The 21,993-nt window shown below is 62.7% G+C and carries 23 protein-coding genes; 14 read left to right on the top strand and 9 right to left on the bottom strand.

All coding sequences use genetic code 11. The features are described 5' to 3' along the window. Positions 1 to 45: 45 nt before the first annotated feature. From NKI41_RS11435 to NKI41_RS11425, 3 genes are read right to left on the bottom strand one after another with little or no spacing between them, the layout of a single operon-like run. A complete protein-coding gene (locus NKI41_RS11435; RefSeq protein ID WP_352683036.1) occupies positions 46 to 1,083 on the bottom strand; it encodes an ABC transporter substrate-binding protein in 1,038 nt (345 codons plus the stop codon). Positions 1,084 to 1,092: 9 nt separating this feature from the next. Beyond that, positions 1,093 to 2,277, bottom strand: coding sequence for an LLM class flavin-dependent oxidoreductase (locus tag NKI41_RS11430; protein ID WP_352471360.1), 1,185 nt, complete (start codon positions 2,275 to 2,277; stop codon positions 1,093 to 1,095). A gap of 60 nt (positions 2,278 to 2,337) precedes the next feature. Further along, positions 2,338 to 3,948, bottom strand: coding sequence for an ABC transporter substrate-binding protein (locus tag NKI41_RS11425; RefSeq protein WP_352683034.1), 1,611 nt, complete (start codon positions 3,946 to 3,948; stop codon positions 2,338 to 2,340). 314 nt (positions 3,949 to 4,262) lie between these two features. Here NKI41_RS11425 and NKI41_RS11420 point away from each other — a divergent pair, with 314 nt between their 5' ends. The 10 genes from NKI41_RS11420 to ssuD all read left to right on the top strand — a co-directional run bounded on the left by NKI41_RS11420 (position 4,263) and on the right by ssuD (position 14,074). After that, positions 4,263 to 5,249 carry an ABC transporter permease gene (locus NKI41_RS11420; protein WP_352683032.1) on the top strand — a complete coding sequence of 329 codons (987 nt, stop codon included), beginning with the start codon at positions 4,263 to 4,265 and terminating at the stop codon, positions 5,247 to 5,249. Beyond that, positions 5,249 to 6,247, top strand: coding sequence for an ABC transporter permease (locus NKI41_RS11415; protein WP_352683030.1), 999 nt, complete (start codon positions 5,249 to 5,251; stop codon positions 6,245 to 6,247). Before NKI41_RS11420 ends, NKI41_RS11415 begins: the two co-directional genes overlap by 1 nt. A gap of 2 nt (positions 6,248 to 6,249) precedes the next feature. Beyond that, the gene (locus NKI41_RS11410) at positions 6,250 to 7,248 is read left to right on the top strand and encodes an ABC transporter ATP-binding protein (RefSeq protein WP_352683028.1); all 999 of its coding nucleotides are present in this window, start codon (positions 6,250 to 6,252) and stop codon (positions 7,246 to 7,248) included. Beyond that, complete coding sequence (locus tag NKI41_RS11405; RefSeq protein ID WP_352683026.1) at positions 7,226 to 8,173, top strand: ABC transporter ATP-binding protein; 948 nt, start codon at positions 7,226 to 7,228, stop codon at positions 8,171 to 8,173. Before NKI41_RS11410 ends, NKI41_RS11405 begins: the two co-directional genes overlap by 23 nt. Before the next feature lie 19 nt (positions 8,174 to 8,192). After that, a complete protein-coding gene (locus NKI41_RS11400) occupies positions 8,193 to 9,248 on the top strand; it encodes an aldo/keto reductase (protein ID WP_352683024.1) in 1,056 nt (351 codons plus the stop codon). 73 nt (positions 9,249 to 9,321) lie between these two features. Further along, positions 9,322 to 9,912 carry an FMN reductase gene (gene msuE, locus NKI41_RS11395; protein WP_352471353.1) on the top strand — a complete coding sequence of 197 codons (591 nt, stop codon included), beginning with the start codon at positions 9,322 to 9,324 and terminating at the stop codon, positions 9,910 to 9,912. Positions 9,913 to 10,166: 254 nt separating this feature from the next. Further along, complete coding sequence (tauA, locus tag NKI41_RS11390) at positions 10,167 to 11,174, top strand: taurine ABC transporter substrate-binding protein (protein WP_352471352.1); 1,008 nt, start codon at positions 10,167 to 10,169, stop codon at positions 11,172 to 11,174. Between the two features lie 69 nt (positions 11,175 to 11,243). After that, positions 11,244 to 12,038, top strand: coding sequence for a taurine ABC transporter ATP-binding protein (locus NKI41_RS11385; protein ID WP_352471351.1), 795 nt, complete (start codon positions 11,244 to 11,246; stop codon positions 12,036 to 12,038). Continuing rightward, positions 12,035 to 12,883: an ABC transporter permease subunit gene (locus NKI41_RS11380; RefSeq protein ID WP_352616933.1), complete on the top strand. Its 849-nt coding sequence runs from the start codon at positions 12,035 to 12,037 to the stop codon at positions 12,881 to 12,883. Before NKI41_RS11385 ends, NKI41_RS11380 begins: the two co-directional genes overlap by 4 nt. A gap of 42 nt (positions 12,884 to 12,925) precedes the next feature. After that, positions 12,926 to 14,074, top strand: a complete 1,149-nt coding sequence (ssuD, locus tag NKI41_RS11375) for an FMNH2-dependent alkanesulfonate monooxygenase (RefSeq protein WP_352683021.1) — start codon at positions 12,926 to 12,928, stop codon at positions 14,072 to 14,074. A gap of 267 nt (positions 14,075 to 14,341) precedes the next feature. Here the strand turns inward: ssuD and NKI41_RS11370 are convergent, their stop codons facing one another. The 3 genes from NKI41_RS11370 to NKI41_RS11360 form a co-directional block, all read right to left on the bottom strand. Beyond that, on the bottom strand, positions 14,342 to 14,950 hold the full coding sequence (locus NKI41_RS11370; RefSeq protein ID WP_352503201.1) for a hypothetical protein: 609 nt from the start codon (positions 14,948 to 14,950) through the stop codon (positions 14,342 to 14,344). Between the two features lie 210 nt (positions 14,951 to 15,160). Further along, a complete protein-coding gene (locus NKI41_RS11365; RefSeq protein WP_352683018.1) occupies positions 15,161 to 16,441 on the bottom strand; it encodes a GNAT family N-acetyltransferase in 1,281 nt (426 codons plus the stop codon). Further along, a complete protein-coding gene (locus NKI41_RS11360) occupies positions 16,441 to 17,841 on the bottom strand; it encodes a lipopolysaccharide biosynthesis protein (protein ID WP_352683131.1) in 1,401 nt (466 codons plus the stop codon). Before NKI41_RS11360 ends, NKI41_RS11365 begins: the two co-directional genes overlap by 1 nt. Before the next feature lie 262 nt (positions 17,842 to 18,103). Here NKI41_RS11360 and NKI41_RS11355 point away from each other — a divergent pair, with 262 nt between their 5' ends. Genes NKI41_RS11355 through NKI41_RS11340 form a run of 4 tightly spaced genes read left to right on the top strand, consistent with a single transcriptional unit; the run spans position 18,104 to position 20,317 of the window. Next, complete coding sequence (locus NKI41_RS11355; RefSeq protein WP_023721050.1) at positions 18,104 to 18,301, top strand: hypothetical protein; 198 nt, start codon at positions 18,104 to 18,106, stop codon at positions 18,299 to 18,301. A gap of 40 nt (positions 18,302 to 18,341) precedes the next feature. Continuing rightward, positions 18,342 to 18,557 carry an RNA-binding protein gene (locus NKI41_RS11350; protein WP_352683016.1) on the top strand — a complete coding sequence of 72 codons (216 nt, stop codon included), beginning with the start codon at positions 18,342 to 18,344 and terminating at the stop codon, positions 18,555 to 18,557. Positions 18,558 to 18,599: 42 nt separating this feature from the next. Next, on the top strand, positions 18,600 to 19,235 hold the full coding sequence (locus NKI41_RS11345) for a hypothetical protein (protein ID WP_352683014.1): 636 nt from the start codon (positions 18,600 to 18,602) through the stop codon (positions 19,233 to 19,235). Positions 19,236 to 19,240: 5 nt separating this feature from the next. Then, positions 19,241 to 20,317, top strand: a complete 1,077-nt coding sequence (locus NKI41_RS11340) for a helix-turn-helix domain-containing protein (protein ID WP_352683011.1) — start codon at positions 19,241 to 19,243, stop codon at positions 20,315 to 20,317. Between the two features lie 370 nt (positions 20,318 to 20,687). Here the strand turns inward: NKI41_RS11340 and NKI41_RS11335 are convergent, their stop codons facing one another. From NKI41_RS11335 to NKI41_RS11325, 3 genes are all read right to left on the bottom strand, one after another. Further along, a complete protein-coding gene (locus NKI41_RS11335) occupies positions 20,688 to 21,188 on the bottom strand; it encodes a hypothetical protein (protein ID WP_352683009.1) in 501 nt (166 codons plus the stop codon). Positions 21,189 to 21,350: 162 nt separating this feature from the next. Next, on the bottom strand, positions 21,351 to 21,572 hold the full coding sequence (locus NKI41_RS11330) for a hypothetical protein (protein WP_352683007.1): 222 nt from the start codon (positions 21,570 to 21,572) through the stop codon (positions 21,351 to 21,353). 67 nt (positions 21,573 to 21,639) lie between these two features. Continuing rightward, positions 21,640 to 21,912: a DUF4242 domain-containing protein gene (locus NKI41_RS11325; RefSeq protein ID WP_023677971.1), complete on the bottom strand. Its 273-nt coding sequence runs from the start codon at positions 21,910 to 21,912 to the stop codon at positions 21,640 to 21,642. Positions 21,913 to 21,993 lie beyond the last annotated feature (81 nt).

Below are 21,993 nucleotides of genomic sequence, written 5' to 3'. Positions count from 1 at the left end.
TTCTCGAGGAGTTGCGGAAACTCGGCAATTGACGTTGGCTTTCTCTCAGGCGGCGGCGCGAATGTTCACCAGATCGAGCGGCCGGCGATCGACCCAGGCCTCGACGTCGAAATCGCCGGCGAGGAAGCCCCAGTCGCGCAGGAAATTCTTGTAGTGGGAAACCGCTGCGACGAGCTCAGGCTGCAGTCCGAGGCCGAGATGCTTATGGACATCCGGGCCATTGGCGGCCAGCACCTGTTCCTCGGTGGCCCCGGCTTCGCGGGCAACAAAGCGCTGCGTCTCTTCCGGATGCGCCTCGGCCCAGGCACTGGCGCGCAGGATGGTCTCGATCAGTCGCGCGACCAGATCGGGGCGTTGTTCCGCCAGCAGTTCATCGACGGTCAGCACGCGCGGCGAACCGGAATTGATGCGGATGTTCGGGTCGGGGTGGAAGCCGAATTCCACGACCTGGATGGCGCCGATCAGATTGGCGACATTGATGCCGGCCGTGCCCTTGACATAGATGGCGTCGACCTCGCCGCGGATCAGGGCTGCGGCTTCCTCGCCATAGGCCTGCTTGCGCTTGAGGCCGAACAGCGACGGTCCTTCCTGGCTGTCGAGCACGCTGTCGGCCAGCGCTATGTCGACGATCTCGACGTCGCCATAGCCAAGGCCCTCGAGCGAGAGCGCCGAGACCAGTCCCTTCAACGCCGTCGCTCGCATGAAGTCGACGATTCCCTCGGGGCGCCGGGCGATGCCGAAGCGACGGCCTTTCAGGTCCTGGATTGTCCTGATGCCGGAACCGGGCAGGGCGATGATTGCCTGGAATTCGTCGGTCCAGGTGATGCCGACGAGACGCGTCTTGCGCCCTTCGGACCGCGCGCGGATCGGCGGCACGTTGCCGCCGTGGCGGAACGACCAGTCGAGCGTGTGGTTGAAATGGCTCTGGCGGATGTCGCGATTGGGCGAATCGATGATCGACTTCAATTCAATCCCCTCCTTGCGAAAGGTCTCGTCGAGAAGCCCGAGCTGTGCGGCGAGCCCGACAGGCGTCGGCACCGGGCAGCGTGTGTACCAGATTTCGGAGATCGCAGTCGCGGTCATGATGGCTCCTTAGGTGTTGCGCAGGCCGGCCTGCTTCATCAGCGGCAGGATGTTCTCGCCGAAGAATTCGAGGTCAGGCTTGAAATCGAAGAAGGACAGCTGCAGGCCGTCAATGCCGGCGTCCTTCAACTTGACGAACTGGTCGACGATCTGTTCGGGCGTGCCGATGAGATAAATGTTGCCGCCGACCTTGGCGTAGGGATCGTCGCGGCCCTCGCGTCCTTTCCAGGCCTGGGCATCGCTGTTGAAGGTCTGGAAGCCTTTCGGCGTGCGGCTGTCGGCATGGGCGACGATCTCATCGGCGACCGCCCAGGCCTCCTTCTCGGTCGGCCTGCTGATGACCAGCGGGTTGAGCAGCGTGCGCACGGTGCGGCCGACGCCGAGGGCTGCGTCCTTCACCTTCTTCGTATGCGCCGGCAGCGCTTCCAGCGCGCTGGCGATGTCGGAGCCGGCCGGGCTGGTGACGAAGACGATGTCGGAATAACGGCCGGCAAAGGAAATGCCGGCGTCGGAGCCGGTGGCATTGACCAGGATCGGCCGTCCATAATTCGGCTTGGGCGTGACGAAGCCGCCATTGAGCTTCCAGCTCGATTCTCCGGAGAATGAGAAATTCTCGTCGTCCTGCCACAGTCGCTGCAGCACTTCGACGAACTCGGCGGCGAGTTCATAGCGGCGGTCGTGCTCGATGCGGTTCCAGCCGAACATTTCATGTTCGACGGCGCGATGGCCGGTGACGACGTTGATGCCCCAGCGGCCGCCGGAGATGTGGTCGAGTGTGGCGCCGAATTTCGCCAGATGCAGCGGGTGCCACGGGCCGTAGAGAACATGCATGGTCGAGATCAGCATGATCTTCTTGGTGATCGCGGCCATGGCCGCGACGGAGACGAAACTGTCCAGCGCCTGGCCGTTGAAGACACCGCCATAACCGCCCTTGGGCAGCCACTGGCTGAGCGCGAAGACGAGGTCGAAGCCAAGCTCCTCGGCCTTCAACGTCAGGTCGCGATTGTAGTCGAAGCGCCAGTCGGTCGAGCGCGGCAAGGTCGAGTTGGTCCAGCCACCGGCCTGGATCGGCAAGAATAGCCCGAGCAGCACCGGCTGCTGAAGCGCTTTCGACAGCGGGCTGTCCGGATAGTCGGTCGGCGCCTTGAAGAAGGGCGTGCCGACGATGGAACCAGGCTTGTGGGCGAGCGTCATGGCGAACTTTCTCGGGTGGAGGAAGGGAACCCGTGCGAAGGACCGCGCACGGGTCAGGGCTCAGGCGACGATATGGGCGGTTGCGAGGGAGCCGGCATTGCCCTCGGCGCCCACCGTGTGACCGGCTATGCGCCTGTTGTAGAGGGTGATTTCCGGTTGGCTGACGATGCCGATATCGGGCAGGTCCTCGACAAGGATCTGCTGGATCGCGGCCCATTGCTCGAAGCGCTTTTCGTGGTCGACCTCGACGGCGGCCGCTTCAAGAAGTTCGTCGACCTTGGCATTGCTGTATTTCGAACCGTTGGAGAACGGCACGCCGGGTTTGAAATTTTTCGACCAGTAGAGGCGCTGTACGCCTACCGTCGGGTCGAACAGATTGCTCATGCCGTTGAAGGTGAAGTCGAAGTCGCGGTCGGTGTAGATGCGCTTGGTGTAGGTGGCGAAATCCTGGCTGCGCACGGTGACCTCGATCCCGACCGCGGCCAATGCCTGCTTGATGTAATCGGCGCCGCGCTTGTAGGTTTCGCCGCTCGGGACATAGTCGTGGACAAGCTTGAGCCGGGTACCGTTGGCGTCGCGCGGCAAGCCTGCTTCATCGAGCAGTTTATCGGCGGCGGCCGTGTCGACCGGATAGGTCTTCAGGTCGGCGACGAACCACTTCTTCAGATTGGGGTTGATCGGGCCTGGAATGGTTTCGCCATAGCCATAGTTGATCGTCTCGCGGATGACGTTGCGGTCGATGACATGGGCGAAGGCACGGCGGACGCGAACATCCTGGAAATAGGCTTTCTCCAGGTTGAATTCGACCCGGCTGATGCCATTGGAATATTGGTAGCCCTGCTTCTCGAAGCCGATATGCGGCAGCGTCTCAAAACGCTGCAAATCGCTGTACGGAATCGGCGTTGCCGGCGCCAGATCGATCTCGCCGGTCTCCAGCGCCAGCGCGCGCGCCGAAGCGTCCGGGATGAAGCGCACGATCAACCGGTCGAGATAGGGGCGCGGTGCGTCCCAGTAGTCAGGATTGCGTTCGTAAACGATGTGGCTGCCGCGCACCCATTCTTTGAAGACGAACGGGCCGGTGCCGACCGGAGCGACGTTGACCGGATTTTCGGCTGCCTTTGTGCCGTCATAGAGGTGCTTCGGCACGATTGGCGTTTCGGCCGCAGCCAGGGCCGTGATCAGGTAAGGCGCCGGCCTCGACAGAACCAGCGTTACGGTCAGCGGATCCGGCGTCTGGATGTCTACAAGGTTGAGGAAGGTGTTGCGGCCGCGCGGATGAACCTCTCTGATCGTGGTGATCGAATAGGCGACGTCGGCGGCGGTGAACGGCTGGCCATCATGCCACTTCACGCCTTCGCGCAGCTTGAAGGTGTATTGCAGCCCATCGCCACTGACTGACCATTGTCTGGCCAGGGATGGGCGCGGCGTGAGATCCAAATAATAGGTCAGCAGGCCCTCGGTGGTCTTTGCCGAGACGTAGACCGAATTGAATGCCGTGTGGGCGATGGTCGTCAGCACAGGCGGCTCAGCCGAGAGCACCAGCGTCGCCGTTCCACCCTGTTTCGGCTCGGCGGCGTAGGCGCTGCGCGATGCAGGCAACAGGGTCGCTCCGAGCGCGGCCGCCGAGATGCCGAGGAACCTGCGGCGGTTCGGACTGAGGAAATGAGACATAGCGTCCTGGTCCTTTTTTGCTGCCGGACCCGATCGGCCGATCGTCGGCCACCAGGCTAAAAATCCGTCGTTCCAAGAGCGGGCCCGTTTGCGAAAAGATTTGGCCGACCTGCTCCCGCGCTTAAGATTTCATACTTCAAACAGCTAAGTTTGTAGTATGAAATAAAATTCTATTCTGCAATGAAGCCATTTGCAGGATAAAATTTCTTAAATCAGGTTTGACAATGTCTATAAATCTTGTCAACTAAAAAGCGCGGAACTTTCCGGGAAACAGCAAACCCGCATCGTCAGCCACAGCCGGGATAGCGAAAACGATGTCGACCCTGACGCGCATTGGCAGAACCTTCCGGCGCACCGCCATCCAGGCGGTGCCGACCGTTCTGGGCATCGTCATCCTGAACTTCTTCCTGCTGCAGCTCGCGCCCGGCGATGCCGCCGATGTCATGGCCGGCGAGGCTGGCTCGGCCACTGTCGAAACGATGGCGGCGCTTCGCCAGCGCTTCGGGCTCGACAATCCGCTTCTCGTCCAGCTGTTCAACTATCTCTACAATCTGGCGCATTTCAGCCTCGGCTTTTCGCCGCGCTACGGCATGCCGGTCGCCGACCTGATCGGCCAGCGGCTGCCCGGCACGCTAGTGCTGATGGCGGTGGCTCTGGCCGTCGCCATTGTGCTCGGCCTCGCCCTTGGATCGGTGATGGCGGTGTTTGCCGGGCGCCTGCCGGATCGTGTGCTCTCCGTTATTTCGCTGCTGTTCTATTCAATCCCGGGTTTCTGGATCGGCTTGATGCTGATCGTGCTGTTTTCGGTCAAGCTCGGCTGGCTGCCGAGCGGCGGCTCGGGAACCATCGGCAGCAACCTGACCGGCCTTGCCGGGCTCTGGGACAGGGCGCGCTACATGATCCTGCCGGCACTGTCGCTGGCGCTGTTCTACGTGGCGATCTATGCGCGGCTGACACGAGCGGCGATGCTGGAGGTCCAGTCGCAGGACTACGTGCGCACCGCCGCAGCCAAGGGCCTGCCGCCGGCCTTCATCACCATTCGCCATGTCCTGCGCAACGCGCTGATCCCCATTACCACCATGGCCGGCATGCATGTCGGCGGCATGCTCGGCGGCGCCGTGGTTGTCGAGACTGTCTATTCCTGGCCCGGCCTCGGGCGTCTCGCCTTCGAAGCGGTCATGGGCCGCGATTTCACCGTGCTGCTCGGCATCCTGCTGTTGTCGTCGCTGCTGGTCATCATCGCCAACGCGACCGTCGATCTTCTGCACGCCTGGCTCGATCCCCGCATCGGAGTACGCTGATGGCTTCCACCGATTTCGCCGCGGGCGATGCCCGTTCCCGCCGTCTCCATGCCGATGCCCGCGGGCCTGCGGCACCGCCTGAGCCCGAGGCAAAGAGCTGGAGCAATCTCCACGCGCCCGACGCACGCTCCGCTTCGGCAGCGTCGGTGCCGATAGCCGCTGGCGGGCGTGCGCTGAAGGTTTTCCTGCGCAATCCCAACGCCATGTTCGGCGTTGTGTTCCTGTCACTGGTCGTGCTGGCCGCACTGCTGGCACCAGTCCTCTATCCGGCCGATCCGCTATCGATGGTGGCGCGGCCCTTCCTGTGGCCGGGCCAGAACCCAGCCTTCCCGCTGGGCACGGACTCCATGGGCCGCGATGTGCTTTCCGGCATTCTGCATGGCGCGCGGATTTCACTGTTCGTCGGCCTGGTGGCGACCGCGCTCGGCCTCAGCTTCGGCATCCTGGTCGGCGCCGCCGCCGGCTACTTCGGCGGCTGGATCGACGACCTGCTGGTGCGCCTGATCGAGATCTTTCAGACCATACCGAGCTTCGTGCTACTGGTCGTCATGGTGGCGATCGCGCAGCCGACCGCGCCTGTCGTGACAGTGGCGATCGCCGTCATCACCTGGCCGACGGTGGCGCGGTTGACCCGCGCCGAATTCCGGGCCATCCGCGAGAAGGATTTCGTCATGGCCGCCCGCAGCCTCGGCTACGGCCATGCCCGCATTATCTTCCGCGAGATCCTGCCCAATGCGCTGCCGCCGTTGATCGTGACCTCGTCGGTGATGGTGGCGACCGCGATCCTGATGGAATCGGCGCTGTCCTTCATGGGCCTCGGCGATCCCAACGTCGTCAGCTGGGGCTCGATGATCGGAGCGGGCAGGGAATTGATCCGCACCGCTTGGTATCTGACAGCGCTTCCGGGACTGGCGATCGTCTTTACCGTGCTGGCGCTGAACCTGATCGGTGACGGCCTCAACGACGCGCTCAACCCGCGCTTCTCACAGGAGCGATAGAGATGGCGGCTCCTTTGCTCAGGATCGACAATCTGACGGTTCGCTTCCCGACCACCGAGCCGGTCAGCCGGCTGAGCTTCGAGGTCGGTGAGGGCGAGACGCTGGCGATCGTTGGTGAATCAGGCTCCGGCAAGTCGCTGACCGCGCTCGCCCTGATGCAGCTTCTGCCGCGCTCGGCGAAAATACCCAATGGCAGGATCGAATTCGCCGGCAAGGATCTGCTCGGTCTCGACCAGAAGGCTATGCGGAGCCTGCGCGGACGCGAGATCGCCATGATCTTCCAGGAGCCGATGACGTCGCTCAATCCGGTGCTGACCATCGGCCGGCAGATCACCGAGGTGCTGACGCTGCACGAAGGCATACGCGGCAAGGCAGCGCGGAACCGTGCCATCGAGCTTCTCAATCTGGTTCGCATTCCCGATCCGCAGCGGCGCATCGATGACTATCCGCACCAGCTTTCCGGCGGCATGCGCCAGCGCATCATGATTGCCATCGCCGTCGCCTGCCGGCCGCGCCTGCTGATTGCCGACGAACCGACGACGGCGCTCGACGTGACCATCCAGGCGCAGGTGCTCGACCTGCTCGATACGCTGCGCCGCGAACTGTCGATGGCTGTCATGCTCATCACCCACGATCTTGGTGTCGTCGCACAATGGGCCGACAAGGTCGTCGTCATGTATGCCGGCCGCAAGGTTGAGCAGGCGCTGCCGGACGCACTGTTCAGAACACCCCTTCACCCCTATACGCGCGGCCTGCTGGCGGCGTCGCCGCGGCTGAAGACCAATCTCCACTACCGCGACGCCAGGTTGACGGAAATTCCCGGCAGTATCGTCTCGGCCGCCGGCGAAAAGGGCTGCCCGTTCCGGCCGCGCTGCGCGGTGGCGCGCGACAGCTGCGCCCATTTCGTACCCGACCTCGTCGAGGTGAGCGAGGATCGTCTAGTCGCCTGCCCCTACAGCTTCATTCCGGAGGTTGCGCATGGCGCTGCTCTCGGTCTCTGACCTTTCCACCCATTTCCACGCCCAGGGCGGCACGCTGCGGGCCGTCGATGGCGTATCCCTCGAAGTCGGACGCGGCGAGACGGTTGGTCTCGTCGGCGAAAGCGGTTGCGGAAAATCGACGCTAGGCAAGACCATCATGCGGCTGGTCGACCCGACTAGCGGCAGGATCGAGTTCAACGGCACCGACATCACCGTTCTCGACGCGCGCCGGCTGAAGGCGGCGCGCCGTACTATCCAGATGATCTTCCAGGATCCGTTCGCATCGCTCAATCCGCGCCACACGATCGGCGACATCCTGACAGCACCACTGAAGGTCCATGGCATCGGCAACACGGCCGAGCGGCGCACCATCGTCGAGGACATCATCGAGCGTGTCGGTCTGCCGAGGGATTCGCTTGGCCGCTACCCGCATGAATTTTCCGGCGGGCAACGCCAGCGCATCGGCATCGCCCGCGCGCTGATCCTCAATCCGGAACTGGTTGTGTGCGACGAGCCGGTGTCGGCGCTCGACCTTTCGATCCAGGCGCAGATTCTGAACCTGTTGGTCGACATGAAACGTCAGCTCGGCCTGTCCTATCTCTTCATTTCGCACGATCTATCAGTCGTTCGCTATTTCGCCGACCGGGTGCTGGTGATGTATCTCGGACGCATTGTCGAAAGCGCCGACAATGCGGCGCTGTGGACCTCGCCAAAGCATCCCTACACGCGCGCGCTGATGGATGCCGTGCCGGACCCGGCGCGCCGACGTCAGGCCGCGCCGATCCATGGCGATCTGCCAAGCCCGCAGAACATCCCCAGCGGCTGCCGTTTCCATACCCGCTGCCCGCTGGCGACCGATCTGTGCCGTTCGCAGGAACCGGCGTTCCGGGCGATCGCGCCGGGACACCATGTCGCCTGCCACTACGCCGAACCAACCATCAACTGAAATTCAACGGAGCAGAAAAATGTCCGACTACCGCTATCTTGGCCGCAGCGCCCTGAAGGTTTCGCCGCTCAGCCTGGGCACGATGATGTTCGGCGGGCCGACCGAGGAGACGGTCGCGCATCGCATCATCGACAAGGCGCGCGAGCAAGGCATCAACTTCATCGACACCGCCGACGTCTACCACAACGGCAAGTCCGAGGAAGTCGTCGGTCGCGGCATCAAGGCGACGCGCGATCATTGGGTCGTGGCGACCAAGTTCGTCAACTCGCATGACAAGGGGCCTAATCTCGGCGGCCATTCGCGCAAATGGGTGATCCAGACGGTCGAGAACAGCCTGCGGCGCCTGGGAACAGACTATATCGACCTGTTCTACTTCCACCGCGCCGTCTTCGATGCGCCGCTGGAAGAGCCGGTGCGGGCGATCGCCGACCTGATCCGCCAGGGCAAGCTGCGCTATTTCGGCGTCTCCAACTTTCGTGGCTGGCGCATCGCCGAAGTCGCGCATCTGGCCGATGAACACGGCATCGACCGGCCGGTGGCCAGCCAGCCGCTCTATAACATCGTCAACCGCACCGCCGAGGCCGAACAGCTGCCGGCGGCTGCCTATTACGGTCTTGGCGTCGTCTCCTACAGCCCGCTGGCGCGCGGCGTGCTGACCGGCAAATACGAGCCGAACCAGGCGCCTGCCGCCGACACGCGGGCCGGCCGTGGCGACAAGCGCATCGCCGAGACCGAGTGGCGCCCGGAATCGATCGAGATCGCCAGGCAGATCGCGGCGCACGCAAAGTCGCGCGGCGTCTCGGCCGCCGATTTCGCGCTGGCCTGGGTGTTGAACAACCGGCTGATCACGGCGGCGATCGCCGGCCCGCGTACCGAGGAACAGTGGGACAGCTATGCGAAGGCATTGGACTTCAGGCTGAGCGCCGAGGACGAGGCCTTTGTCGACCGCCTCGTCACCGCCGGTCATGCCTCAACGCATGGGTTCAATGATCCGAGCCATCCGGTCGAAGGCCGCGTGCCGCGTTCGGAGCCGGCCGCGCCGATCCCGCTGACACGGCCTCTGCGCGCCGCCTGACGGTCGCCGACGAAATGGCGGGGCCGGCGGCCCCGCCCGCGTTTCCAATTGCTTTGGACAGATGAGAGAGCCCATGAATTTCCACGTCGAACGGCTGCGCCAGAACATCGTCGTGCTTTCGGGCAACACCCACAGGCCGTCGAAGTCGCGGACGCTGGCGCATCATCTCGGCGAGGCGCTGCGCGAAAGATTGTCTGTCACAGTAAATTTCCTCGATCTTGTCGATGCCGGCCGTGGTCTGGGTGCTGCGTTTACGCGAAGGGAATTGACGCCGGAGGCGCTGAATGTGGTAAACGCGGTCGAACAGGCCGACGCGCTGATCGTCACGACGCCGGTCTACAACGGCTCCTATGCTGGCCTGTTCAAGCATCTGTTCGACCTCATCGATCCACTGGCGCTCGTCGACCGGCCGGTCCTGATCGGCGCGACGGGTGGTGGCCAGCGCCACGCGCTGGTAGTCGAACATCAGCTTCGCCCGCTGTTTGGCTTTTACTCCGCCCTGACGGTGCCGAGCGCCGTCTATGGCAGTGACAGCGACTTTGCCGACGGCAAGCTCGTAGATTCGCTGGTTCTGGCGCGGGCCGGGCAGGCCGTGGATCAATTCGTTGCCCTGCTTTCAGCGCGCCAGCCGAAGAGCCAACCGGTCCGGGCGGCTTCGGGCTGACGGATAAAGTGCCAAGGCAAGTGCCTGATAGGCGATATATGGCCAAGGCGCGGCCCGTAAGCACTCCGCATTTTGCGCCTGAATAATCCCGCGGGCGACAGGGTGCCGTCTAAATCCGAATTCTTTTTTAAGCGCGAGCTGATTTTAAGAATTCCATTGCTATCTAAGTCTATAATATCAGTGGACTTTAATCCAACGCTCTTTGAATAGGGCGGTCGAGGGGTTTGCCCTCTGTTCAAAAGGATTAAGGCTCCATGCGAAAACTTATTTCCGCCGCCCTTGTCGGGCTTGCCATAGCGGCCACATCCGCTGCAGCGCATGCCGACGACAAGAAAGTCGTCATCGCCTACCAGACCGGTGCCAATCCCTACAACCTCGGTATTGCCAACGGCGATCTTGCCAAGAAAACCGGCTGGAACATCGAATACCGCCGCTTCAATTCCGGTGCTGACATCTTTGCTGCCATCGCATCCGGCGACGTCCAGATCGGCGATGTCGGATCAAGCCCGTTCGCCGCAGCCGTCAGCAGGGGCATCGACGTGAAGGCCTTCTACATCTCCTCGGTCTCCCGTGACGGAGAAGCCCTGGTGGTGCGGCCCGATATCAAGTCGCCGGCCGACCTGCGGGGCAAGAAGCTCGCGGCCGCGCCAGTATCGACGGACCATTACCAGCTTCTCGCCGTCCTCAAGCAGGAAGGCATTTCGGAGAAAGAAACCCAGGTCATCGCCATTCCGCAGCCCGAAATCGTCGCTGCCTGGAAGCGCGGCGACATTGACGGGGCCTTCGTCTGGGATCCGGCACTCTCTGAACTCAAAAAGGACGGCAAGGTTCTGCTCACAGCCGGCCAGGTCGCCGACCGTGGCGCGCCGACCTTCAGCGCGCTGGTCGTGACCGGCGAGTTCGCCAAGGCCAATCCCGACTTCCTCGGCCAGTATGTCCGGCTGATCGACGGCTACAACACCGCCTACCTGAGCAACCCGGCCGCATGGGGACCGGACTCAGAGAGCGCCAAGCTGATCGCCAAATTGCAGGGCGGCACGGCGGCCGAGAATTCGGAGCAGTTGAAGACGACTGTGGTTCCGCCGCTCGACGAGCAGGTGTCCGACAAATGGCTGGGCGGTGGCGACAAGAGCGCCGTTGCGAAAATCCTCAAGGACACCGCAGGCTTCCTGAAGGACCAGCACAAGATCACCGCCATCAAGGACAGCTACGCCGCGTTCGCCGATCCGGAATACGCAGACGCTGCCAAGGCCTCGAACTAGAAATCACCTGACGAAATTCAGGTTCTGGCTGGCGGAATTCTCGCCAGCCAGACTGCTTGGAGGCCCACCATGCTTCGGATCCGCGATGCCAGCGTGACCTTTCCGGCCTCGGATGGCCAGGACGTACACGCGCTTGATCACGTCTCGCTCGATATCGCTCCAGATTCCATCGTTGTCGCGGTTGGTGCTTCCGGATGCGGCAAGTCGACATTGCTCAACGCGATCGCCGGCTTCCTGCCGCTCACCGAAGGCACGATCACACTGGACGGAAAAGAAATTGTCGCGCCCGGCGGCGATCGTGGCGTCGTCTTCCAGAAAGATACCTTGCTGCCCTGGGCCAATGTGCTGGACAATGTCGCTCTCGGCCTGAAATACCGGGGCGTGCGGCGCGGCGAACGCCATGAGCGATCGAGGCGTCTGCTGGAACTGGTCGGGCTCGCCGATTTCGCCGAAAAGCCGCCCTATGAACTGTCCGGCGGCATGCGCCAGCGCGTCGGCATCGCGCGGGCGCTGGCCACCGATCCGAAGATCCTGCTGATGGACGAGCCGTTCGGCGCCCTCGACAGCCTGACGCGCGAGACGATGCAGCAGCTTCTGGCCTCGGTCTGGGCCAAGACCGGCAAGCAGATCCTGTTCATTACCCATTCGATCGAGGAAGCCCTCACGCTCGGCACCACCATCGTTGTGATGTCGCCTCGACCAGGCCGCATCGTTGCCCGGTTCGACGCCGACTTCGTTCGCGACTTCGCTGAGAGCGGCGACATCGGGCCGATCCAGTCCCACCCGCGTTTCATCGAACTGCGGCAGGAAATCCGCTCGCTCATCCACCAGCCGGAAGGCGCCCGCACAGGAACCTTGCAATGACGCTCGCCGCCAATTCCGGAACCTCTTTTTCGTCTTCGATAGCTCAACGCGCGCCGTCTCCCAAGACGCGCCGGTCCGCTTCGACAAGCACGCTCGGCATCAGCCTGGTCACCCTGGCGTCGCTCATCGCCTTGTGGTTTTTGGCCACGCGCTTCGGCTGGGCGTCGCCGTTGTTCCTGCCGTCGCCCGCCGAGGTACTGACCCAGTTCAGCGCCGTCTGGGCCGATGGGTATGCCAACGGTACGCTCCTCGAGCACACACTCGCCAGCCTCGGCCGCATCGCCGCGGCGCTCGGTGTCGGCATTTTCCTGGGCGTTCCGCTCGGCCTGCTGATGGGACTCAATCGCTGGGTCAAGGGCATCTTCAGCGTTCCGATCGATCTCTACTGGGGTCTGCCGCCTTTGGCCTACCTGCCGCTGCTGATCATCTGGCTGGGCATCGGCGAAACGTCCAAGATCGTGCTCCTGTCGCTGTCGACCTTCGCCCCGATCTGTTTTGCCGCACAGGCCGGCGTCCGGTCGGTGCCGGCCGAACGCATCAATGCCGCGCTGTCGCTCGGTGCGAGCCGGCTGCAACTTTTCACCAGCATCATCCTGCCGTCCGCGTTGCCGGAAATCATGACCGGCCTGAAGATTGCCATCGGCGCCGGATTGTCCACGCTGGTAGCGGCCGAGCTGATCGCGGCCCAGTCGGGCCTTGGCTACATGATCATGTCGGCGGCCAATTTCCTCGCCACCGACGTCGTCTTCGTCGGCCTCATCGTCATCGCCATCCTTGCCTTCGCCTTTACCAGCGGCATGCGCTGGCTGGAGCATCGCCTCATCCCCTGGAAGGGCAAGATCTGACGCTTGCGTAGACATTCCGCAATCGCTGAAGGAAACAATCCGATGTCCAGCAACACCCGTCCGCTCGACCTCTACTGGTATCTGCCGACCCATGGCGATGGACCGTATCTCGGCACGGACGAGCGGCACCGCCCGGCAACCTTCGGCTATCTCAGGGAGATCGCCCAGGCTGCGGACCGGCTTGGCTTCAAGGGCGTGCTCCTGCCGACAGGAACGCGTTGTGAAGACGCCTGGATCGTGGCGGCCGGGCTGATCCCGCTCACCGAACGGCTGAAGTTCCTCGTGGCACTTCGGCCGGGCAGCGGTACACCGGCGCTGTTTGCGCGTCATGCAGCCACTCTGGACCGCATTTCCGGCGGTCGTGTCCTGCTCAATGTCGTCACCGGTGCCGACCCGGCCGATCTCGCCGGCGACGGCAACAAGCTCGGTCATGACGAGCGCTATGCACAGACCGACGAGTTCCTGACGATCTGGCGGCGGATCCTTTCGGGCGAGCCGGCGGATTTCGAGGGCAAGTACCTTTCCGCCCACGGCACCGACATTTCCTTCCCGCCGGTTCAGCGGCCGCATCCGCCACTCTGGTTCGGAGGCTCTTCGGATGCCGGCATCGCGATCGCCGCCAAGCACGTGGACACCTATCTGAGCTGGGGTGAACCGGTGGACCAGCTTGCCGAAAAGATCGCCCGCGTCAGGGAAGCCGCAGCGGCGCAAGGCCGCATGATGCGCTTCGGCCTTCGCATTCACCTGATCGTACGTGAGACGGAGGATGAGGCGTGGGCGGCGGCCGACCGGCTGATCAGCCACGTCACCGACGACCTGATCGCCGAAGCCCAGAAGGGATTTGTCCACATTTCGGAATCCGTCGGCCAAAAGCGCATGTCGGCGCTCCATCAAGGCCGCCGCGACCGGCTGGTCGTCGGCCCGAATCTATGGGCGGGACCGGGGCTGGTGCGTGGTGGTGCGGGAACGGCCCTGGTCGGCAATCCCGACAATGTTGCCGCGCGCATTCGCGAGTATCAGGAGATCGGCATCGAAACCATCATCGCGTCCGGCTATCCGCATCTGGAAGAGGCGTTCAACGTCGCTGAATTGCTTTTCCCCAAACTCGGCCTGAATGGCGAAGCCGCACCCCAGGAGCGCAGCTGGGACGTCGAGTTCGGACGCCCCAAAGTCACCGCGTCCGCTTCGTGACGTCCTGCCGACAGCGTCGGCCAGGGCGATGTCATGTCGCTTCGCGACGGCGATCGGAGCGAGGCTGCGGCCAGGTCCAATGACACGGCTTTCGGGAATCGACCGAGAGCAACGAGCGTCCTGGCTAACCGCCGGATAAAAGTTAGGATAGGCCATATCCGGCCGCTCAAGCGAGCCCGGCTGGCGTTATCCAGGAGCCCTCCTGGGATAACTGCTATTGAGGCCGCGGCCGGCCCCTCCGACAGCCTCAGGCGGTAACGAGGTCGCTCACATCGGCCCCGGCACCATCTTGGTCGGCTGCTCCGGCATCGGGAATGCATAATTGTCGCATTTCACGTCCGGGTTCGTCGGGCTGAACATTCCGAGCGGGTTGTCCTTGAACAGCCAGGCGTGAAGGTCGTAGTGGTGGAACTCCTTCGGGATGAGCGGATAATGCCCCTCCATGGGCCCCATGAATGTCTGGCCGAAAAGCTTCGGCGGCTCCTTGGTGTCGGGCGTCAAGGGCACGAGCCATTCCACGCCGACCAGGCGCAATTCGCCGCCGACCGGCTCATAGATCAGCACATTGGGACGCGTCGGATCCGCGGTCGGGCCGACAGTCGTGACATTGACGAAATGGATGCCCATCGCGCCCTTCGGGTAGTCCATCGCCCCCTCTACCTTTTCGCCGCTGTAGGAGACGCATCCTACCGTCGATAGATAAAGCTCGCGAATGGCAACCTTGTAGTCTTCATACCTGGACAGCGATTTACGCAGGGCATCGATCTCGGCTTTGTCGGGTTCGGCCGCCCGAGGAGTGGCGGCGTTCAGACACGCGCCAACGAGACCTGCCAAGGCGAGGATACCGACACGCCTGAGGTGAGTTGTTTTCATCATGCATTCCTCCCGGATTTTTTTCTTCTGGCCGTGCAGGACCGAGGCGGCAGTGATGCTGGACGCGCGGCCTTAATTGATCGCCTCATCCCGGTTGGGACTGCGTCGATGCTAATCCTTTCCGCTGATCGGGAGAATTAACCCTGACGACCTAGGCCCGAGCGGGCCGACGGTGCGGAGACGGACGGTCGGGCCCACTTTGGACCCCATGCACTAGCGCCGGCGCAGCAGGCTCCTCATCCGGTTGCGCAGCAGGCGCGCCATGTTGCGGGTTTCGCGGTAGAGGTGAAGCTGCGACGCCGCCTGGCGGGCGGGGCGGTCGGCGTCCGGCGTCAGACCGATCACCAGCGTGCCCATCGGCTTGCGTTCGCTCCACAGCCGGCTCATCACCGGATGGTCGGGCACCGCGCAGGAATCGGTCATCATGATGTTGGGGTCGTCGAGATGCTGCCTGGTCACCTCGATCATCAGCAGCGTGCCCGGCGAATAGGCAGCGAGCGTCTCGTCATAGGCGGTCTTCCAGGTGTAGGCGACGCCGGCCTCCACAAAGACGACCAGGCAGGCGATGGTGCGGCCGTCGAGCGTCAGCGAATGGATGCGGCAGAGATCCTGCTCGGCCAGCCGGTGCACCGCTTCGCGGGCGAAGGCGGCGCGGTAGCGGTCGATGGCCATGGCGGTGCGCTCGCGGCCTTTCCAGCCGGCAGCCTCCAGCGTCAGGAAATTTTCGATGGCGTGGCGGATCTCGTCCGGCCCGCGCGCCACGACATGCTCCAGCCGGCCGAGGTCGGCGAGGCGGCGCTTCAGGCGGCGGAACTCGCGATAATGGTGCGCGCGCAGCGAAGCTTTCAGATATTCCTCGCCGTCGAGCTCGCTTTCGAGCACCGGGCGCTCGGCCTTGCCGGTGGTGACCAGCGTCAGGCCGCGCGTTTCGGCGACGCTGGCGAGCAGGCTCGCCACCGGGCCATCCAGCCTTATGTCGGGCAGCACGAAGACCTTTGGCAGCTTGAGATGCGGCCTGGACAGCATCGCGAAGAAATCCTCGATCACGCCGATCGGATCGTCGCGGTCGACCAGGGGCGTGCCGATCGGGCCGAACGGGCTCGACCAGGTGCGCATGACGGGAACCCCGAGCGGCGCCACCGGTCGCTCGACCGAGAACGGCACCAGCAGGCGCAGCCGGTTGCGATACTGGTCACCGTCCCGGATGACGGCCAGCCGCACCTCGCGGTCCTCGAGCCTGGGCATGGCCGGCGCCAGGAAGCGCGGATTGAAGAAGACGTTGGACTCGATCGTGCGGGTACAGAGATAGTCGAGCTCCTCGACCAGGTCGAAGCCGGCGGAGGCCGGATAGATGGCAAGCTTGCGCTCGGGCCGGTTGTTGGCGAGGATCTCGACATGGGCGGGGTCGGCTTCGCGGGCAAGCCCGGCAAGGCCGGACACCATGGCGCCGGCCGGGCCGCCGCTGGTTTCCTCGAGCAAGGGGACGGCAGCCATCAGGCGGCTCCTTTGGCGGGCACGAAAATGACCATGACGATGCCGAGCTTGCGCCAGACCGTAAAGGACAGCGCGCCGGCCTCGAAGATCATGGCGAAGACGGTGGCCATCGCCGCGCCCCACAGACCGAAGAGCGGGATCAGCACGACGCTAAGCGCGATGTTGAAGGCCAGCGTCAGGGCGTAGACGGCGGCACAGATGTTCTGGTTGCCGCTCATGGTGAGCAGGCTTTCGCAAGGGCCGACGGCGGCCCGCGCGACGACGCCGAGCACCAGCAGGAACAGCAGCGGATAGCCGGCGGAAAATTCCGGGCCGAACAGGGTCAGCATCGGCTCGCCCAGCGCCAGCACGAGCAGCGCCATCGCCAGCGACGGCCAGAAGGTCCACGACACGGTTTCGCGGGCGAAGGCGGCGAGCTTTTGTGGCTCGCCATGGGTGAACCGGGCATAGCGCTGGGCAACGCCGGCCTTGACCGCGAAATAGACGAAATGCACCAGCGCCAGCGTCTTGACGGTGGCGAAATAGACGGCGACGTCGTTGGGATCGAGATAGGCTCCGACCATCAGCACGTCGGCATTGGTGAGCAGGAAGAAGAAGCTCTCGACCAGGAAGATCGGCAGCGAGACGATGAACCATTGGCCGAAATGCAGCTTCATCGGTCCGGCCGGGATCCTTTTGTCGATACGCGACGTCACGCCGATGAGCTGGCCGAGCGTGGTGGCATAGGTGGCGGCGATCGCGGCGAAGATCGCCGTTCTGGCGTCCGGCGCATAGCCCGCCAGCAGCATCAGCGCCATGAACGCCAGGATCAGCAGCGGCCGCACCAGGAATGTCGGCGACAGCGCAAACAGCGCCCAGGAATTGGCCCGCGCCAGCCCTTGCAGCAGGTCGGACATGGCGATCATCGGCAGGCAGATGATGCCGAGGATGAACGGCACGACATAGTAGTCTTCGATAAAGGGCGACAGCAGCCAGACGCCGAGCGCGCCGAGGCCGGCGATCAGCGTCGAGGCAACCAGCACGAACAGCCGGCTGGCCCGCACGATGCCGCGCAATTCGGCCATCATGCCGCGCTCGCGATATTCGGGAATGAAGCGGATGATCGAGGTGTGAAAGCCGAGGCAGGCGAGATTGCCGACGATGACCATCGTCACCCACACGAGCACGAAAATGCCGTATTCGAACGAGCCCATCCAGCGCGCCATCAAAACCTGGCTGACGAAGGCGATGACGGCGCTGACGATGCGGACCGAAAAGGCGATCAGCGACATGCGGCCGGCCTCGCCGCGCGCGCCGGCGCTGAACAGGACGGCATCGATCAGGCCAAGCAGCGGCCTTATGCGCAGCGCAAGGCGCTGCGGCAGGAACCGCCCGGCTGTCGTCGCCGCGGAAAAGCGCACCCCGATCAAACTCCGTTTTCCGCCAATTTACAAGGGTTGGGTGTAGCGGAGACACATTAAGAAACGGTTGGGTGGGAGTGGCGGCGGCCCGTCTCTATACGGGGAGAAGGTGCCGGCAGGCGGATGAGGGGCGGCGCGCTGCTCATATTCATCATTCGCGCAACCCTTTACCCCGCTCGGTAGTGTCTCAGTTTTGAAATACGCGGAAGCGCCTATCCCGTTTGCCCCATATGCGAAAACGCCTATATGCTTAGCGGAAAGCATGGCAGCAACAATGGTCTACACTGTCATCTGGTATGGAAGACAGGGCATCGTCGACAAGGTGATCTTCGACGACGAGAAGACCGCGAAAGATCATGCAACCTCCATGTTCCAAACCCGAAAGGGTGACGATGGAATCGTGTCCGTTGAAGTTCGTAAGGACAACGGCGCTGTCGTTTTTAGCCATGCGGAGAACTAGGAGTGCCCACCGGACCTAAGGCCAGAAGCGCCCCGCCGACGTGATCGGTAACGCCGTCCGCGTCCTGCGCATTGCGACAGGCGAGAAAGCTGACGATGTGATTGACGACGGCAAGGACCCCACTGCCAAGGCCCTTGGCGCAGAGCGGAAAGAAGCGGCCGAGAATATGACGCCAGAGCGTCGCGCTGAGATCGCCAAAAAGGCTGCGGAAAAGCGTTGGGCAATCAGAAATAGCGCTTGCGTGTTAATAATTTAAACCATACGGTATGGTAAGATTCGTTAACACGGAGCTATCCACATGCCCCAAATGATTCCGACGCGCGTTCTCCGGGAAGAATGGGAGGTTCTACCGCGCCTTGAGTACCTGCAGCTTGAAAGGGCCAAGCTTCTCGTTGCTCGGAACATAGCCGTCGGCGCGGCGGCTGATGCGACCCTATTTTTCCCAGCCAATGCAGCCGGGACGTTCTCTTATCACTATGGCACCTTCTCGCTTCGGAATGAGTTTGTCGGAGCCGATTGGGTTCTTGACCGGACAAATGGTGTCGAAACAATCCGGAATGAGGCAAGGCGCATCAAGATCGTCTTTGCGAACGTCGACATCGCCTGCAGCGATCACCATGACCCGAAGCCGCGTTCCAGCAAGGGAGCTGGCGCGGAGCGTCTTTGCGCGGGCAATGACCTGTTTGGTGGCCTGCCTAGCTATGCTCCGGTCCATCAAGCCGACGAGAAAGGCTGGACTGTATACTACTTGATGGTTGCTCCGGACGGGGCGGCCGAATTGAGTTGTCCCGTTGTGAAGGGCGGTCGATTTACGCATTTTGTGGAGCGGCTTTTCCTCTCGGATGGCAGTGATCTGGATGCAGAGCCGAAGCTGTCGTTTGATAGCGATGATGTCGCCGATGATTTCGACCCGAAGGTTGCTCGCAAGAAGTAATCGTCATGGCATTCAATCCGAAAAGGGTCGTCCTCGCTCGGAAACGACGGCGGATGACAGGTAAAGGACTCGCTGAAGCTGCGGGGTTGTCCCCGATTACCGTTTCGCGCATCGAAAACGGAGAAAACGAACCCGACGAGATGAGCATCGGCAAGCTTGCCACCGCGCTGGACTACCCGGCAACCTTTTTCCACCTGGATGACCCTGACGAGCTTGATACGACAGCCGTTAGCTTTCGCAGTCTTTCAAAAATGAGCGCGAAGGAACGGGATGCGGCGATCAACGCAGGACGCCTGGGTTTGGAACTTAGTGATTGGCTTGAAGAGCAATTCAGCCTGCCCGACACCAACCTTCTCGACTTAAGCTATGAAACAGACCCGGAAGTGGCCGCCCGCGCTCTGCGCGGGTATTGGAATCTCGGCGAGAAACCAATCGGCAATATGCTTGGCCTGCTAGAGGTCCACGGCGTGAGGGTTTTCTCTCTGTCGGAAGCAACTAGCTCTGTCGATGCCTTTTCGTTCTGGCGCGACGAGAGGCCTTATATCTTTTTGAACAATTACAAGACGCCAGAGCATAGCATTTTCGATTCTGCCCATGAGCTATGTCATCTGGTGATGCACAGGCACGCTGGTGCGCAACGGTCACGTCTTGCCGAACGCGAGGCAAACCAATTCGCTTCGGCATTCTTGATGCCGGAACACGACGTGCGTTCACGTGTGCCCCGATTCATTACCGTAGATATTATCCTCCGTGCGAAAGCCCGCTGGCGCGTATCTGCGATGGCGATGGCGTATAGGCTTCATTCATTGAGCCTGCTCACGGAGTGGCAATACAAATCAGCCTGCATTGAACTAGGCCGCCGTGGCTATCGAACCGGTGAGCCGAACGGCATCGAGCGCGAAACGTCGGCGGTTTGGCGAAAGATTCTCGCTCATCTTTGGAGCGAGCGCATGACGAAACATGAGATCGCAGCATTGCTGCATCTGCCGCCAGACGAACTAGAGGGATTGATTTGGGGTTTGGCAGGACCGGTGGTTCGACCAGACCGCGACGATATTCTCGCGCCGCTGCGCATCATATGATGTGAGCGCCCGGCGCGAGGCTGTGCGCGACGAAACTCCCGGCCATCGACCTGATCGATGGCGACGGACTATGCGACCTGCTGAAGGACCAGAAGATCGGCGTGCAGGTGAAGATGGTTGAGGAAATGACTGTGGACGAAGCCGCCTTCGCGGGATTTTGGCGGGTCAAGCCTGCGGGACAGCGCCCCCTCTCTGGCCTGGCCTTCGAAGCCCTACAAGCCAAGCAATTGGCTTTTTGTCCGCTGCGCGGACCGCTTCTCACTCCGCTCGGGTGGGTAGGGAGATTGGCCAACCGCGGACGTCCCCGCTGCCCCTCATCCGCCCGTCGGGCACCTTCTCCCCGTAGAACGGGGAGAAGGAAGAGCCCCGTTTACATCCCCTTCATCGCATCACATGAAACATTCGGGTTCATGTCCGCGAACGCGCCGGTCGGGTTGCCCTTCCAGGCCCAGACATGCAGCTCGTAGAACGGGCCGAGGCCATAGCGGTTGGGCGCGCTGTTGAAGTTGAACAGATGTCCGTCGAGCGAGGCCGGGCCTTTCGAGGTGATGTATTCGACCGCCACCAGCTGCAATTTGCCGTCGGCCATCGGCTCGTACATCACGGCTTCGGGCTTGGCGACATCGACCGCGTCATCCTTGAGGTAGCCGGGATTGACGTAGTGGATGCCCATGGCGCCGCCGGTGATGCCGCTGGCGCAGGGAATGGGCGCATAGCCCTCGGCGGTTGCCGCCGCCACATTCTCGAAGCGGCTGTTGGCGGCGCGTACCTTGTCGGCCAGCGGATTGCCGTCCTTTGCCTGGGCAGCGGTGGCGGCGATCGACAGGATGGCCAGGGCGGCAAGGCGCCCGGTGCAAAGATTGATGTTCATGTTCTCTCCGGTTGTTTGAGGACGCGCACCGATCGGGTCTGCTCAACGCTGCGGCGTCCGTTGGAACTTTGCGAAACAGGTCGCTCGTCCTGTTTTCATGTCGGCCGCAATGATGCGGCCGGTTGCACGGCTTGTCTCAGCCCGTCCAAACGGCGCGGCGTACTAATAGTCCCACCAATAATATTCCCAGTATTCGCGCCGCTGCTCGCGTTCGGGCAGTCCGATGTCCTGCCTCAGATAATCGTCTTGCGGGGGCAGCCGGCGCCGCCTGCCCAGCAGACGCGAAGGCAGCGCCGCCGCGATCCGCCATAGACGGCCAAGCAGGGAACCGCCGGGGTTTCCCACGACAGGCGCCGGTTCGCCGACCGGCATGCCATCAGGCATGTCGCAATTGCCGCGAATGGCAGTTTGATACTCATCCTTTTGTCCGCCACTTGGGGTTTGCCTGCCATCAACGGTAAAAGTAGGGGTCAAGAACCCGCACCTCCGTGATCTTGTCGACAGGCAGCGAATTCTTCTGGGCGGTGCTGCGGATCGCCTCGGGCGAGGGCGCGTCGTAGATGCAGAAGCTGCGCTTCTTGTCCGGCGACACGTAGGACTGCAGCCAGGTAACGCCCTTTTCGGCATTGCGCATGACGACACCGCCCAGCGCGTCGGCGCCGGCTTCGTTCATCGGCACGTTGAGGCCGTCCGGGAATGTGCGTTCAATCAGATAGCGAGGCATGGAAGCCTTCCTTTCTCCAGTGGGTCACGCCCGGTTTGAGCGCGGCTCGACATTGATCACGCCCGGCAAGAGCGCACATCG

This window comes from Mesorhizobium sp. M0601, from assembly GCF_040320845.1.
Taxonomy (GTDB): Bacteria; Pseudomonadota; Alphaproteobacteria; order Rhizobiales; family Rhizobiaceae; genus Mesorhizobium.
This window is presented reverse-complemented; position numbering and strand designations above follow the sequence as displayed.